Genomic DNA, 15,155 nt, shown 5'->3' with positions numbered 1-15,155 from the left:
GATGCTCGGATAAAATTGAAAAAGCTTTATCCGACACTTAAAGAGTGACTAAGTACTAGGTTTGCACTCCATCGAACATTACTAACCGATATTGAAAACACTGCAACAGATTACCTTAAAGCGTCTTCAAGAATTCCAGCAGATCGAGGCGTTGATTATGGCTAAGCTCTGTACCGTAAGTATGGCCATAATTGCGGTTACCTGGAAGGCGGGTATCAAAACGGAAGTCATTGATACTATACCCTGATTTAAAACCGACCCTGTACGGATCAAACTCGCGATTGCCGACATAAAACACTTTGCTACGCTTTGTTGGTGGCAGCAACAGTTCATAAAGGTTGGGTACGGAGCCATTATGCAGATAGGGCGCGCTAGCCCAAATGCCATCCAAAGGCCGCGCCCGATAGGCAAGCAGGTTGGGTGCGGCATAGGGCGGCAAGCCGTCGGCTTTTTGGCGGTAGCCGATCAACTCCGCGCTTTCTGGCGCGTTAAAGGGCGGTTGTGCATGCAGATTGCTATCCTTCGCAGCAAGTCCCACCAAAATGGTCAGCATGGCGGGTGCCGGAACGACACTGGCGTTGGTAAAGGGGGCGGGTAGCAACGCTGCCACAGAACCCGATTTGACGCTACGCAAGGCAAAGTTTTTAGCCGTGAGCGAATCGGTACCGATATCAGCCAACGGTGTCATGTGGGTTTTTACGAACGTAACCCCGAAACGGTTTTCCGCTGCTGGCGTGGATGGATAATGCCCCGCATTATCTGGTAGCGCATGGCAATCAGCGCAGCTTTCTTCGCCATAACGGGATTGCTTGTAGAGAACCTCGCCCCGTGAGGCGCGGTCTTGGTCGATAAACCCAAGCAGGGCTTTTGGCCAATGGGGCGTGCCGAGTTTGGCCACCAAGCGTTCAAGTTCGAACAGTTCGCGTGCACGCGCCGTGGTCGAGCCAAAATCGGGTGAAGTTACTTTCAGGTTGACGCGTCCAAAAGCCCCCAATACCTCACCCACGTTACGACCGAACGGGTTAAATGCCGAGCCTGTCCACTGCACATAATCATGCCGTGGTGTCCCCCACAAGAAAGGGTAGCTGACCGGCGCGGTGGGTATTCGGACATTTTCGGGGAGGCCTAGATCATAACCGAACACTTCGTTCATAATCACCCCAAACGCATCAACGCGACCCGCACCAAAGACGTGGTCTGGCTTACTGCGTTTGGCAAAATCCTTGAGCCAAGCGGCCTGGTTTGAAACCCGCCCTCGCAGGGTCGTTTTCTCAGCATTGGCGGCCTCTTTCCCCAACACCGCACGAGCAAAGCGGTCGAACCGTTTACCGTTGCTTAATGTGGATTTTAGGGCGGCGTTCAAACCGTCGTTGAAAGCCGTGAAATCCGCCAGAGTCGGGGCACCGTCAATGCGGATGGCTTGGCCTTTATAGCGCATATCGTTGGTGTGGCAGGCGGCGCAGGTATAGCCCAGCCAGGCTTCGCCGTTTTTCACCGGTTCCTTGGCGAAGCCAATGGGCAGCCGGTCAGGATTGGCAGAGGAATAATTGTCATCAACCAGATAACCATAGCGGCGAATATTGTTTTTGTCCTTAAAAGGTTTGTTTTGTCCCCCAGCCTCCAGGGCGATAAACCACGAATAAGGAATCAGGTAAGATCCCTGCGGCGTAAAATAAAAGCGCTCTCGATCCGCTTTAGTCCATTGCTGATCCAGAAAAACCGTTTGCTGAGCGCCGTAAGCCACCGTCGCTGTCATTAATCCAAAAACGCTTAGTGCAAGTATTTTGTATTTCATTGCGAATACTCCTATACCAATTGTAACTGTTCAGTCCCCCTCTTTGAAAAAGAGGGGTTAGGGGATATTTTTTTAAATAAATCCCTCCCAGTCCCTTTTTTCCAAAGGGGGAGATGAACGCATACTCCCAAATTATTGATGGAAAGTACTATTGAACACTTAACAAATCATTATTTATCATTATTTGCCTTAAATTATTTCTACTCTTTCAATATCTTCGCAAAACGAATAAAGTCAACTGGAAATAATATAATGACTGAGTACTAGATACCTACGATGGTTTCTAAATGATTTGTTATCGACAACCCCGAAAGCGTGCCGTCCTTACACACGTTGTACCACCCGCACCTTGTACAATACCTTTGCCATTTTTAGCGTAGGCTTCGCCACCGTTGCTGGTTATCGTGTGATTTACACCATTGCTTTGCTGCACAACAACGGCACTATTAACAATAGGTTTATTATTGTTGTGCATGACATTAACGCCGTTGCCAAAACCGCCACACGCAGCATCGCCGAGTCCATTACTCACACATCTACCGGCATAAACATTTGAGGCAAACAGCATACTGGTTATTATTAATAAAGTTTTCATAAAATCTCCAATAGGGCAAAAATAAAAAGAATGTAAGCAACTATCGTTTATAGGCCAAAAGCAAGGTGGACATGACTCATTCGTGCCCACCTTACTAATAGGGTGGATTAAAATGGTTTTAGTGTGAAGGCTGTCTTAGCCATCACTTTTTCACCCGGTTTACGATTTGCAACGGCAACAAACTCTTTCGCCCAGTTATCCATAATACCTTTGGCAGGTCCATACCATGTTAGATTTGTTAGATCGATAGGTGCAATATCTTGCGATTTTCGGTCAGCGAACGTAGCAACGATTTGGTTGGTTTGCATATCCCGCAGACGTGCTTCAAACGCCACGGTGCGCTGATCGATGACATTAGCCGCAGTACCGCCACCCGGCGCTAACCAGCCCGCTGCGTGTAATACGGGTGTTTATGGATTAACTTCAATCAAGGCCATTTCTAAACTCAATGCAGCTTTGTGTTGCGCAGGACTATCAAGGACAGTAAAGCGGTGATTGGGATCTGATTTAAATTCATTGGCGACGGTACTCTGGAAATAATCTGCCAACGCCTTAATGTCTTTTTGTACATCACCAAACCAGCTCGCCGCACTCATTTTACTTAACCAGTCCATTTGCTGCATATACTGCGTATTGACAGGTGCTATAACAATTTCTGAATAGCTATCGCTGTTAAATTTAGGATCAATCCAGACTTTCTGGAACGGTAAATAATCTAATTTACTTTGTCGCGTAGGATCGGCAATAAAACCGGCATCAGGTACTGGTTTAATTAATTTGCCTTGCACTGCATTACTTGCCGAGTTAATAGAAGAACACCCAACCAGCGCACTCGTTATACATAATGCTAATGCTAAATTAGCAGACTGTTTTTTTATGGCCTGTTTATCGTGTTTCATATTGACTCCAAAGTTTTTTGAAAAGCCATTATTTTTTATTTTTATAATACTGTCCAGTATTATTGAATTGAACCGTGTTTTTCTATTATTTCTAAGCCATAATACATATTTATTACCATATACTTTATAAAAAATACCTGGCAACAATTTTAACAACTTAGTAAATATATCATTTATTACGTATATTATTTATTACTTATATTAATTATAAGTAATTGTTTTATGGATTATAGAAGACTTATCAAGCACGCATCAAAGCGTTGGTAATTGAAATAAAGGGCGGCCGCATGATACTTTAATGCGTTGGTGGGTGGGCTTTATTTTTGGGATTATCCGCACTGAATGCGCCGAATTTTAAATTCACTGGGTATAATGTCGGATGAGTATTTAATGTGCCATTGGATTTTCCAGACCGCAGAGCGTGCTACAACTTATCAAGGGTTAATATGATACCTAAATTTTTCACCTTTAAATCGCGCTTCGTTGCAGTATTAATTGTCTTGTGCGTGTTTCAGATGGGGACTATGCCAGCCAATGCAGGTGTAAACAGCAACCCGCTCAAACCGATTGATACGACCAGTCCTAGAGCCACACTACAAGGATTTCTCGAATTTACCAACAAAGCGTATAACGAAGGACGTGGGTTGATAATAACCTATATGGACTCCTCGGCGCTGTACTTGACAGCGGAAGAAATCGCTCATTTTAAACAGGTTCGACATTTTCAGACATCGGCCGAACGTGCTTTGGATTTGGATGATTTACCACCCGCTATCGCAGACGAGACCGCGCGGCGGGTTATGGTGCAATTGAAGGAGGTGTTGGATCGTATTGAACTGCCTTCTATTGAATCTATTCCAGATGCCCAGATGATGGCTAAATCTGAATTCAAATATTGGGTGATTCCGAATACTGAAATTCGGATTCAGCGCGTTGCAAAAGGCGCGCGTGCCGGTGAATACCTGTTTAGTCCAGACACCGTGAAACGTTTGCCCGCGTTTTATGCCAGCGTCAAAAACCTTCCCTATAAAGCAAATGCCTCTGTCGGCTGGTTTAATTTTACGACCTATAGCCCAGCTGGCGTGGCGTTAGCACTGAACAATCTCGTGCCACCTCGATGGTTGCTGGCTGCACCCAACAAGCAACCTGCCAGAAGCACATTTCTTGACCAACCCACCTGGCGTTGGCTGGGTATAGCCCTAATTTTGACTGCCGGCTTCATTTTTGTACGCCTGTGTTTTCGGTTAAGCCGATACTGGCGCAGTAGGACGGACTCTTCTGAACAATGGGTCGACTTGCTGCGCCCCCTTAGCGTGGTCCTTACGGCGCACATGGCCGCATTCATGCTCGGTGAGGTGCTGCGCATTTCGAGCGGTGTTTATGTCGTGTTCACGCTGTCGCTCTGGACGTTATTCTATCTGGCACTCACCTGGACGACTTGGGTAGCGGGTGGTGCAATCGCTACCAGTGTCATTAACAAGGAACATTTGCTGACGAGTAGCATTGACAGTCAGCTTATCCGATTAGTGTTGCGGCTTATCACATTTATTGTGTCGATTGCTATCCTGGTTATTGGGGCTGACCAAATAGGTCTGCCTGCCTACTCTGTATTAGCCGGGCTTGGGGTCGGTGGTCTTGCCGTTGCTTTGGCGGCGCAACAAACCATCGCTAATTTGATTGGCTCGCTTATCATTATGATTGAAAAACCTTTCTCTGTAGGCGATTCAATTAAATTGGCCGATGCCGAAGGCGTGGTGGAGAGTGTGGGCTTTCGTAGTACACGGATACGCACGGGTCATAATTCGCTAGTCACTATTCCCAGTAGTCAGGTGGTGGACAGTACCGTTGATAACATGGCATTGCGCGATTATCGGAAGATTAAATTTAATCTCGGCCTGGTTTATGACACACCGATTGAAAAAATAAAAGACTTTGTTGAGGGTGTTAAACACATTCTTGAATCTCATCCTGACACACGTAAAGATAATCTTCAGGTGTTTTTCTACCAGTTTGGTGCACATAGTCTGGATATTTTGGTAGATTTTTTTCTCAAAGTGCCTGATAGGATGGATGAACTCACTGAGCAGCAGCAAATTTTTTTGGATATACTGCATTTGGCTGAAATTATCGGGGTAAAATTTGCATTACCTACCCAGACGTTACATATAGCGGATTTACATAGCTTGCCTGCCTCTTTACAACACCCCCCCCGATATTCTTTAAACTTAAAAAATATGAAACAACAACAAATAGCATCGCTTACTTTCACGCCTAATATTTTGTCTGCTAGTATCGCACTCCTGCTTTCAGGCTGTGCGACACCTGCCAACGTCAATCATACTGCAATGGCATTTCTCTTTTTTGTTTAGTCAGTAGTTTAATTTAACCCTAAACTGTGTTCAAGATTATTAGACTATTGCATTTTATCCAGGGCTGGGGAATATTTACTGTTCCGTAGGTTTTGCATTAGCTGTAACGTACCGTAGGCTTGCCGTTGGATGGCATTAGTTTACCGATTGAAAACGCTGTTTCACCGTGCGCCTGCAAGGTTGCCAGTGTTAATTTTTCGTCCTCAGGCGCAACACACACAATCATGCCAATGCCGCAGTTGAAGGTAATTAACATATCTTCTAAGGCCACATTACCTTGTTGTTGTAACCATGTGAATATCGGTGGCAACTGCCAAGAGCTTAAATCGATGTGCGCATCAAGTCCACTGGGCAGTACTCTGGGTAGGTTTTCGGTCAGACCCCCACCGGTTATATGCGCCAGTGCATGCACGGGCACTGCTGCCAAAAGCGCCAGCAATGATTTAACGTAAATACGCGTAGGTTGTAGCAAGGCCGCACCCAGATTTTTTTCAGACTCGCCTGCAAAGCCCTCATTAAGATTTGCGTTGCTATGAGCAATAATTTTACGGATTAACGAGTAACCATTTGAGTGTGGGCCAGACGAGGCAATACCAATTAAAGTGTCGCCAACCTGTACTTTACTGCCATCTAATATCTGGTTTTTTTCAACAATGCCGACGCAAAAGCCGGCTAAATCGTATTCGCCATCGGCATACATGCCTGGCATTTCAGCGGTTTCGCCACCTACTAATGCCGCCCCTGCCTGGCTACAGCCTTCGCCAATACCTTCAATAACGCTAGCCGCAACGTCAATATCTAATTTCCCCGTAGCGAAATAATCAAGAAAAAATAACGGTTCTGCGCCCTGTACAATAATATCATTAACGCACATGGCAACCAGATCAATGCCGATAGTGTTGTGCAGCGCTAGCTCTTGCGCGAGTTTTAATTTGGTACCCACGCCATCTGTACCCGACACCAAAACAGGATTTTTATAGCGGTCTAGTGGCAGCTCAAACAGTGAGCCAAAGCCACCTAATCCAGCCATAACGCCAGCAATGCGGGTTTTAGCTGCAATGGGTTTAATGCGCTCAACTAGGGCGTTTCCAGCGGCAATGTCAACGCCTGCACTTTTATAAGTTAGGCTTTCTCGATTTTGTTGGCTCAAAGTGGTGATCTCTTGCTAAAATTCAAACTGCTGATATTGTACAAGACATCATCAGCGGAATAAGAAAATAATTACATTAATGCACATCATGAGAAAATAGACAGCACACATTGCGTTGAGTGTATTGATTTTTCTGTGTTGTTTATAAAGATAAACACAGCTAAATAACAGTTTTACATAAGAGGAGTGGCTATGAAAATAATAACAAAGTGTCAGCTAGCAGCCTTTATTGCGGCACTTATTTTTAATGTGGCGGCAAATGCTTACAGTGACGATAAGCCTGGTGAGTATTGTAAAAAGCCCAAATTCACCGATTTAAGCTTTAAAACCTACACTGAAGCCGAAAAAGCAGAGGTTGCCGGTGGCGCTGCATTAACGTTCAGATTGTCAATTGATGCAGAACCCAAGTCTTTGGTGGTGAGTGCTAAAAAAGAAATTTTAGCGACTACCATTCAAACTAACTCCAGTTTCCATGAAGTGTCATTTACATTACCAGCCAGCTTAAGTGGTGGTTTTGTCAGGCTAAATGCCCATGTTAAATCGATAACAGCTAAGCCAGATTCAAAGTGTGAAGAATCAGTAGGCTGGCTTGTTAAGGTGGCCGATAAATAAAGTTATCATGTCTTCTCACTGCGTCGCAACAGTGGGCAGACAACTGCCCTCTGTTGGCGTTTTATCGAAAGATGATGTGTTTTTTTTATTTAAGTGAGAGGTCTTGGCTGGTCTCTAATGTGCTATCGCTGAATTTAGTCGCATCGTCAGCCATACCACCAATACGGTAAGCCTCTTCTTGCATAGCAAGCACTTCTTCTAAGGAAAGATGATTAGCTATACTGTCTCTGTTTCTGGCGGCATCTTGAATGCCTTGTGCTGCTGCCAGATTAAACCACAAATAGGCACGCCCACGGTCAATTTCCACACCTGTGCCTTTGCGATACATTTTGCCTAGGCTGTATTGTGCTTCAGGATGACCTCTACGCGCTGCTTTATCAATCCAAAAAAAGCCTGCTTTATAATCTTGTATCACACCTTGGCCACCTAACAAAGACAGGCCGTAATAATATTGTGCGTCAGTATTATTTTTTTTAGCTGACTGCTCTAGCCATTTTGCAGCTTCTTTACGCTTGGTAATAGAGCCATTATTAATATAGTTCATACCCACTTGTAAGGCTGCATCAGAGTCACCTTCTTGTGCGCGCCTTTTGGCTTTGTCATTTTCCACTAAGCTAAGCGTTTGTTCCGTCGGCTTTGTGGCAAACAGGGATTTGGTGCAAATACCCAGTACTGCCACCAATAAAACGATACTTGCAATAAAGACATTAAGACGAAACGTGGAATGCAGCTTCCAAAACCGAGACATACAGGCACGACACCGATAAGGCTTGTAAAAAAGCATATGAAATAAGCTATCTGACGAACGTATGGTAGAACCCCAGGCTTTACTGTGCCCACAACGCGTACAGGCATGGGACAAAATCGGCGCGGATTTACTGGGTATCAGGTATTCGCTATCGTGGCTTTCTTGACTAATTGGCTTCATAGGTCTCTCCGAATCATTAACATAGTAAAGCTTCCCTGTTTGGTATCATCCTAGTGGATCTGCTTGCACACAAAAAAGCTATTGGCGGCAGTATTAACGGGGTCGGCTACCACTGCATTTTAATGCTTCACAATGAAAGTGCAAGCGGTTTATTTTTAAAAATTCACTATATTTTACAGGCATTTATTTAAAGTTTTGCTTATCAATTAGATAGGGATAGTGATAAATTTTTTGACGATATATTTATGTAAAAATAACTGACAGTCAGCCGCTTTTATATAGTAAAAAATATCAGGCATCGTGTATTATTTTACGAAAATAGCGCAAAATACTTGTCAACTTAATGGTTATAGTATCTAACAGTATTTTGTTGCTGAATGACTGTGGCCGTATGAGTTACCAAGAAATTGTCAATAAGACTATGGTGTTTTTGAAGACTTATGCAGCACAACACCCTGCAAAACTATGCGGATGAGGCTTTATTTTGAGGTGGTTTTTTCAGTGCGTGCGGGCAGGCGGTATTTAAATCAATAAATTCAAATAAAATCTGATAGTTAGGATTTAGGCACGGTATTTAATGTTTGATATATTAATCAATTTTGGCAGCGCGAAAGCCCAAATAATCACTGGTATAACCAGGCACATCCCAATCACGCGATGAATATAACAAAAATATAGAACGATTATGCCAAGACCCCCCCAAAAATACGCGGGTTGCACCGCTTTGGATAGCACAAGTGTATTGATTACCATCGGGCTGTTCTTTCCATACTGAGCAGGTCCACTCATGCACGTTACCAACAGTATCATATAAACCAAACGGATTGGCGGCAAAACTGCCAACCGGTGCAGATTGTTCGCCGTCCCAAGCACTGCCGCAATCAATGCAATTGGCTTTATTTTTGCTGATACCATCACCCCACCAAAAATCGGTACTGGTTTTCGCGCGATCGCCATACAGCCACTCGGCTTCGGTAGGTAAACGGTAATGTGCGTTAGTTTTCTCGCTAAGCCAGGTTAAATAGGCATTGGCATCGTACCAGGATACATTAACCACCGGCTGTTGGTTGCGTCCGCCTTTGGCAGTTGCAGGGTAGTCAACCTTATCGTTTTGCTGCCAGACATAATAATCGTATTGTTGATAGCTTATTTCATATTGACTGAGGTAAAAACGTTTTGCAAGGCCAATTTCTGAACCGGGTGTCGCATATTTAGGCTCTTCGGCAACGGGTTCACCATCGCTAAGAAAACTAACGCCAGGCTCAGTATCTATTGAAAATTCATCAGGTTCTATCGTTACCATATTCGGTAGCGGCACAGGCAACAGGCCTGCATCAATCAGGCGAAAACGTTGCTGCATTAACATATAGCTCAACGGGAGCTTATGTTTATAAACCCAATACAAAGATTGACCAACAGCGCTTAACATCAGTGCCAGTAATACCGCTTGTACACCAACAGCGATTTTACTTACGTGAAGAAAACGACCTTCTGGACTTTCTGCGCTAGGCCAGCCAAGTTTATAATAGGCGATTAAATCTATCCAGCCCGCTAAACGCCACCAACGCCCAAGACCACGACTGTGCTGCCACGCTTTAGCGCGTTTTGCTAATAGTTGATGGCGATTGTTGGTAACGCTGCTGTTGCGAATGTATTCGTATAGCGTTTGCCAATAACCCACTTGTTGTGCGGCATCCTCACCTTGGTCACGAGCGCGAATCAAGCGTTCGTAGAGTAGATCGACAAATTGGTGTTTATGCAGTGGTTGTTGATAACCTGCGCTCGACTCACCGCCTGCACCCACGAGGGTTATCAATCGCAAACCCGTGCTGGCTTTTTGACCGAGATGATCGTCTGATTTACCTGATAAAAAATCAATAATTTTTTGACCGCGTTGCTTATCATTTTGCCCCGCAATAAGCCTTGCCTCATCAAGTGTAATGCGTTGGCGCGTATGCAAACCATCGGGGCTGACGCGAGTCAGTGCAAGCAATAATTTTAGTGCATCGGTTTTGCTATTAGGGATATGTGCTTCTAAACGGACAAGTAAGTCATCGGCTTGCGTTTCTAATAGACCAACAATACCACCTTTTTGCTGATACAGTGTGCCCAGAAGTTGATTTTTATGGCGGTGTTCCCATAGATAATGCAGTGCATTTTCTACTAACGGAAGAAACACAGTTTCATTTTGGCTGTCCGCTAAAATAGCAGTGGCAACGTCTTTAACATCAAGACCGGCTAATTCGGCAGGGCGTTCAATAATCTCACGCAGGGAATTTTGCGAAATACTGCCAAGTGTGTAGCGTTTACAGCGGGTGTTATACCATTCTGACAGACACAGTAGGTGTTCAAAGCCTTCTAAAAAACCGGTGGAGACGGCAGTGATCAAGAAAAAACGGCTGTCATTTTCAAGCAGTGCATTGGCTAACTGGGCATCGAAAAGGCGTTGTTCGTTTTTAGTGGCTAAGGTAAATAGCTCTTCAAACTGATCAATAATCAGCACAAAACCAACGCTGGGATCTGTCACTGCATTTAGGCGTTTATTGAGTACCGTATCATCCGGCAACAGCTGTTGATAACTTCTTAGGTTATCGCGCTGCTCAGGATCTTTAACGAGTACAGCCTCTAACAATTCCGCCAATTGTTGCAAGGGCTTTTCACCCGGTATCAGTGGGCCAATAATTTTCCACTGTTTAAAGCCTGTGCGCGGCCATAATGCACCTTGTTCTATCAGTGGTATCAGACCTGCATTAATTAAAGACGATTTACCACTGACGTTGCTGCCTTCAATTTGTACCCAGCGACAAAACTGCTCCTCCTCATGACGGCGGATACTATCGGGGAGAATTTGCGAGGCGGTGCCAAAATAACGAATAATTTCCAGCGTTTCCTTACGTCTGCCAAAAAATATCGGCGCGTGTTTGCGCTGAAAGGTATTAAGCCCCAGGTAAGGACAATGATTAATCAGACTGGCAGTATGGTGTAGCTCAGCACGCGTCTGTATTGCTGTTAACAGTGTTTTTGGAATTGCACCGTCAATTTGCCAGTAGGTGACTGGAAATACGCTAAGTAAATCGGGTATGGCCTTTAAATTGGCTGTCGGTAATAATATGGGATAAACAGGTAGCCATCGGCTATCGTTCTGGTTTAGCAGGTTACGTGATAGCGCCAGTTGCATTTCGACACTATGCCATTCAACTACATTGTTATAACCTATGAGAATAATAAAAACAGAGCATTGTTTTAGATTGTCCTGCAAGCGGCTTAACCAGCCATCGCTTAAATATACACTGCTTTTTTCTTTAAATACGCTTAGGCCAGCTTTCTCCAGTTCTGCACGTAAAATTAAGGCAGCTTCCCAGTCGGATGGATGACAGCTAAGAAATATTTGTTGATTTTGAGCGTGCATCATGCAGTAGTTTTTGTGTATGCTGTAATGAGAAGTTCATACGAGTATTTTAGGCTAAATGCTGGATTAAGGTACAACAGTACACGCTGACACCCAATATATTTAAACCAGCATCTGTTCCCGCAACAGCTTAATATCATCTCGTATTTTAGCTGCTTGCTCAAATTCCAGATTTTTAGCGTGTTGATACATAGCCTCTTCTAATTGTTTAAGCTTTTTACTCAACTGCTTAGCCGACATTACCTGATAATTGGCAGCGGTTTCCGCGATCTTATCGTAAGTTTTGCTGGTTGACGATTTGCCTGAACCTGGAATAGCTGCCTGCATAATATCCAGTACCGACCGATAAATTGTGGTTGGACTGATATTGTGTTCGGTATTATACAGTTGTTGGGTTTCACGGCGGCGATCGGTTTCATCAATGGCTTGCTGCATGGATTTGGTGATGCGGTCGCCGTACAAAATGGCCTTGCCGTTCACATTACGTGCGGCACGGCCTATGGTTTGCACCAAGGACACTACCGAACGCAAAAAACCTTCTTTGTCCGCATCCAATATAGCCACCAAAGACACTTCCGGTATGTCCAGCCCCTCGCGTAGCAAGTTAATGCCCACCAGCACATCAAACTGGCCTAAGCGCAAATCACGAATAATCTCCACCCGCTCCACGGTTTCCACATCGGAATGCAAATAGCGCACCCGTACGCCGTTTTCAGTCAGGTATTCGGTTAAATCTTCCGACATTTTTTTAGTCAACGTAGTCACCAATACCCGTTCTTTGGCGGCCACGCGCAGGTGTATTTCAGATAATAAATCATCAACCTGATTAGTAGCGGGGCGTACTTCTACGATCGGATCCAGTAAACCCGTAGGCCTGACCACTTGCTCCACAAACACACCGGAATGGTCTTTTTCATACTTGCCCGGTGTGGCGGAAACATAAATGCGCTGTGGCGATTTGCTCTCAAATTCATCAAACATCAACGGGCGGTTATCCAAGGCTGATGGCAAGCGGAAACCATATTCAACTAAGGTTTCTTTACGAGAGCGATCACCTTTATACATCGCACCAATTTGTGGAATGCTGACGTGGCTTTCATCAATAATCAGCAACGCGTCACTGCCCAGGTAATCGAACATGGTCGGCGGGGATTCACCGGCTTCTCTACCCGATAAGTAACGCGAATAATTTTCGATGCCAGAACAATAACCGACTTCAAAAATCATCTCAATATCAAATAAAGTACGCTGTTCCAAACGCTGGGCTTCCACCAGTTTATTAACTGAACGCAGATACTCCAAACGTTGTTTAAGCTCGGCTTTTATCGACTCAACAGCGCTTAACAACTGCTCACGCGGGGTGACGTAATGATTTTTGGGGTATACCGTGTAACGCGCCAAACGCTGCTGAGTTTCACCGGTTAACGGGTCAAACAAAGACAGGCGCTCGATTTCATCATCAAATAATTCGATGCGTAAAGCTTGCTGGTCGGCTTCAGCGGGGAAAATATCAATGATTTCACCGCGCACACGGTACGTGCCACGTCGTAGTTCCACATCATTGCGGGTGTATTGCATTTCGGCCAAACGGCGCAAAATATCACGCTGCTTGATCATATCGCCCTTGACCAGATGCAGCACCATCTTAAAATACGATTCGGGCTCGCCCAAGCCGTAAATAGCGGAAACCGTGGCGACGACGATGGTATCGCGCCGCTCAATCAGTGCCTTGGTGGCGGACAAGCGCATTTGCTCTATATGTTCATTGAGCGAGGCATCTTTGTCGATAAAGGTATCGGAAGCCGGCATATAGGCTTCTGGCTGGTAGTAATCGTAATAGGAGACAAAATATTCGACGCTGTTTTCGGGGAAAAACTCTTTCATTTCGCCGTACAGCTGTGCGGCCAGGGTTTTATTGGGTGCCATAATCATGGCAGGGCGTTGTACCTGGTTGATAACATTGGCGATGGTAAAGGTTTTACCGGAACCGGTCACACCTAACAAAGTTTGGTGCAGTTCGCCATCATTCAAACCGTCTACCAAATACTTAATGGCTTGTGGCTGGCTGCCCGCTGGTTGAAAGCGGCTGTGAATTTTAAAGGGTTTTTGTTGCACGGCAGGCGATAAAAGGCTCAGGGTTGATGGTTAAAAAACCAAGTAAGGTGGGCAGATTTTTTGCCCACTATTTAACATCACGACAGTTATTCCGCGTGGGCAGAAAAGCCTTACCTACCCTACCCAGCTTTCGTGTTTTTCGTGGACAAGTCTTAACTTAAACATACGTGAAATAACTACCTTACGCACGCTTCAACAAATCCTGTAATTCAGCCACAATCTTTTTACGGTGAAACAAAAATTTCCAACGCGCCCCACCACATTGTTTCCACAATAAAGACGAGCGCACACCTGCCAATAACAAAGCACGGATTTTATTGGTGGTATCGGTTCTGGATAAATAGGCCTGTTCGCCGTTAACCATCACTGGCGGCGCTAAGGTTCGTACGGTATTAAAATAAATATCGCCCAGATTGGCAATGACATTTTCATGCAGCACACCGTATTGTTCGCTTTGCGCCTGAGCCCTGCTAATGCCGGTTTGTATGATTTTTAGCATGTCTTTATGGCCAGACAGTTTGGTTTCTAAATACACAATTGAAGCAGCATAGCGTGCTTGTTGATGATTGGGAATTTTATAACCGGTCATTTGCGTTTGCATTTGTTCCAGCCCCAATTTAAGCCCAGATAAACTACCATACACATCGACTACGCTGTCTGAGTCTATTTTTAAAATACTGCCGATGCTGGCTTCTAAAGCAATAGCGTTAGCCGTGCCGGTGGTTGCCAGTTGATCTACCAAAGCCGCAGCCTGGGCGATACCGGCCAGTGCTATCGTTTGGTTAGTGAGTGAGTTTAGTTGCATGGATATCCGAAATGTAACAATAAACAAGTGCGTGACAACAACTTACCGCCTTTGCGTATAGTGGCAATAACAGCGCACTAATACGAAAGTGTAACTTTTATCAATGCTTTTATACCATGATTATCAGATAGTCGTCGAGTTGTGATATAAAAGCGTTAGAGCAAATACTAACCAGAGGTGGACGAAATGATTGAATCGGTGGTGTTATCGGTATTAGGCATGAAATGTGGCGGTTGTGAAAGCAATATTACGACTAAACTCAGTGCTGTAGATGGCGTGAAGACTGTGCAGGCATCCAGTAAAGACAAGACGGTTAGCGTGGAATTTGAATCAGATAAAACCAGTTTGGAAACCATTAAAAGCGTTATTCAGGCTGCGGGGTACAGTGTGCAATAGTTACGTTTATTATGTTTGCACTCTGTACATGACAAAAAATTATAGCGATTGGCAACATTGTTTTAAATCAATAAATTGAAGC

12 protein-coding genes are annotated in these 15,155 nt (G+C 44.7%); 3 read left to right on the top strand and 9 right to left on the bottom strand.

Annotation, left to right across the window (positions count from 1 at the left end):
• Nucleotides 1–115 precede the first annotated feature (115 nt).
• From CRENPOLYSF2_RS18155 to CRENPOLYSF2_RS18140, 4 genes are all read right to left on the bottom strand, one after another.
• A complete protein-coding gene (locus CRENPOLYSF2_RS18155) occupies nucleotides 116–1,795 on the bottom strand; it encodes a di-heme-cytochrome C peroxidase (RefSeq protein ID WP_087145366.1) in 1,680 nt (559 codons plus the stop codon).
• Nucleotides 1,796–2,090: 295 nt separating this feature from the next.
• Nucleotides 2,091–2,390, bottom strand: a complete 300-nt coding sequence (locus tag CRENPOLYSF2_RS18150; RefSeq protein ID WP_087145365.1) for a hypothetical protein — start codon at nucleotides 2,388–2,390, stop codon at nucleotides 2,091–2,093.
• A 107-nt stretch (nucleotides 2,391–2,497) separates the two neighbouring features.
• Nucleotides 2,498–2,725, bottom strand: a complete 228-nt coding sequence (locus tag CRENPOLYSF2_RS18145; RefSeq protein WP_087145364.1) for a hypothetical protein — start codon at nucleotides 2,723–2,725, stop codon at nucleotides 2,498–2,500.
• Nucleotides 2,726–2,800: 75 nt separating this feature from the next.
• Entirely contained in the window at nucleotides 2,801–3,289 is a 489-nt protein-coding gene (locus tag CRENPOLYSF2_RS18140) for a DUF3313 domain-containing protein (RefSeq protein ID WP_087145363.1), read from the bottom strand.
• A gap of 446 nt (nucleotides 3,290–3,735) precedes the next feature.
• Between CRENPOLYSF2_RS18140 and CRENPOLYSF2_RS18135 the strand changes: the two genes are divergently transcribed.
• Nucleotides 3,736–5,658 carry a mechanosensitive ion channel family protein gene (locus CRENPOLYSF2_RS18135; RefSeq protein WP_087145362.1) on the top strand — a complete coding sequence of 641 codons (1,923 nt, stop codon included), beginning with the start codon at nucleotides 3,736–3,738 and terminating at the stop codon, nucleotides 5,656–5,658.
• A 97-nt stretch (nucleotides 5,659–5,755) separates the two neighbouring features.
• Here the strand turns inward: CRENPOLYSF2_RS18135 and purM are convergent, their stop codons facing one another.
• On the bottom strand, nucleotides 5,756–6,808 hold the full coding sequence (purM, locus tag CRENPOLYSF2_RS18130; protein ID WP_087145361.1) for a phosphoribosylformylglycinamidine cyclo-ligase: 1,053 nt from the start codon (nucleotides 6,806–6,808) through the stop codon (nucleotides 5,756–5,758).
• Nucleotides 6,809–7,000: 192 nt separating this feature from the next.
• Here purM and CRENPOLYSF2_RS18125 point away from each other — a divergent pair, with 192 nt between their 5' ends.
• Nucleotides 7,001–7,420, top strand: coding sequence for a hypothetical protein (locus tag CRENPOLYSF2_RS18125; protein WP_087145360.1), 420 nt, complete (start codon nucleotides 7,001–7,003; stop codon nucleotides 7,418–7,420).
• Nucleotides 7,421–7,505: 85 nt separating this feature from the next.
• Here the strand turns inward: CRENPOLYSF2_RS18125 and CRENPOLYSF2_RS18120 are convergent, their stop codons facing one another.
• The 4 genes from CRENPOLYSF2_RS18120 to hflD form a co-directional block, all read right to left on the bottom strand.
• Nucleotides 7,506–8,348 carry a tetratricopeptide repeat protein gene (locus CRENPOLYSF2_RS18120; RefSeq protein WP_087145359.1) on the bottom strand — a complete coding sequence of 281 codons (843 nt, stop codon included), beginning with the start codon at nucleotides 8,346–8,348 and terminating at the stop codon, nucleotides 7,506–7,508.
• Between the two features lie 589 nt (nucleotides 8,349–8,937).
• A complete protein-coding gene (locus CRENPOLYSF2_RS18945; RefSeq protein WP_176371168.1) occupies nucleotides 8,938–11,760 on the bottom strand; it encodes an nSTAND1 domain-containing NTPase in 2,823 nt (940 codons plus the stop codon).
• Nucleotides 11,761–11,859: 99 nt separating this feature from the next.
• A complete protein-coding gene (gene uvrB, locus CRENPOLYSF2_RS18110) occupies nucleotides 11,860–13,872 on the bottom strand; it encodes an excinuclease ABC subunit UvrB (RefSeq protein ID WP_087145358.1) in 2,013 nt (670 codons plus the stop codon).
• Nucleotides 13,873–14,053: 181 nt separating this feature from the next.
• Nucleotides 14,054–14,677, bottom strand: a complete 624-nt coding sequence (hflD, locus tag CRENPOLYSF2_RS18105) for a high frequency lysogenization protein HflD (protein ID WP_087145357.1) — start codon at nucleotides 14,675–14,677, stop codon at nucleotides 14,054–14,056.
• A 186-nt stretch (nucleotides 14,678–14,863) separates the two neighbouring features.
• On the opposite strand from hflD, the gene CRENPOLYSF2_RS18100 reads away from it, so the two are divergent.
• Nucleotides 14,864–15,073 (top strand): heavy-metal-associated domain-containing protein, encoded by a 210-nt coding sequence (locus CRENPOLYSF2_RS18100; protein WP_087145356.1) that lies wholly within the window; start codon nucleotides 14,864–14,866, stop codon nucleotides 15,071–15,073.
• Nucleotides 15,074–15,155 lie beyond the last annotated feature (82 nt).

The sequence above is a fragment of the Crenothrix polyspora genome (assembly GCF_900163755.1).
Taxonomy (GTDB): domain Bacteria; phylum Pseudomonadota; class Gammaproteobacteria; order Methylococcales; family Methylomonadaceae; genus Crenothrix; species Crenothrix polyspora.
The sequence above is the reverse complement of the archived record's forward strand: the minus strand, read 5'-3'. Positions and strand labels throughout refer to the sequence as shown.

What these genes read in the sequence shown, in the direction of transcription:
- CRENPOLYSF2_RS18155 (WP_087145366.1), bottom strand. Translation starts at nt 1,795, where the DNA reads ATGAAATACAAAATACTTGCACTAAGCGTTTTTGGATTAATGACAGCG.
- CRENPOLYSF2_RS18150 (WP_087145365.1), bottom strand. Translation starts at nt 2,390, where the DNA reads ATGAAAACTTTATTAATAATAACCAGTATGCTGTTTGCCTCAAATGTT.
- CRENPOLYSF2_RS18140 (WP_087145363.1), bottom strand. Translation starts at nt 3,289, where the DNA reads ATGAAACACGATAAACAGGCCATAAAAAAACAGTCTGCTAATTTAGCA.
- CRENPOLYSF2_RS18135 (WP_087145362.1), top strand. Translation starts at nt 3,736, where the DNA reads ATGATACCTAAATTTTTCACCTTTAAATCGCGCTTCGTTGCAGTATTA.
- CRENPOLYSF2_RS18125 (WP_087145360.1), top strand. Translation starts at nt 7,001, where the DNA reads ATGAAAATAATAACAAAGTGTCAGCTAGCAGCCTTTATTGCGGCACTT.
- CRENPOLYSF2_RS18120 (WP_087145359.1), bottom strand. Translation starts at nt 8,348, where the DNA reads ATGAAGCCAATTAGTCAAGAAAGCCACGATAGCGAATACCTGATACCC.
- CRENPOLYSF2_RS18945 (WP_176371168.1), bottom strand. Translation starts at nt 11,760, where the DNA reads ATGATGCACGCTCAAAATCAACAAATATTTCTTAGCTGTCATCCATCC.
- hflD (WP_087145357.1), bottom strand. Translation starts at nt 14,677, where the DNA reads ATGCAACTAAACTCACTCACTAACCAAACGATAGCACTGGCCGGTATC.
- CRENPOLYSF2_RS18100 (WP_087145356.1), top strand. Translation starts at nt 14,864, where the DNA reads ATGATTGAATCGGTGGTGTTATCGGTATTAGGCATGAAATGTGGCGGT.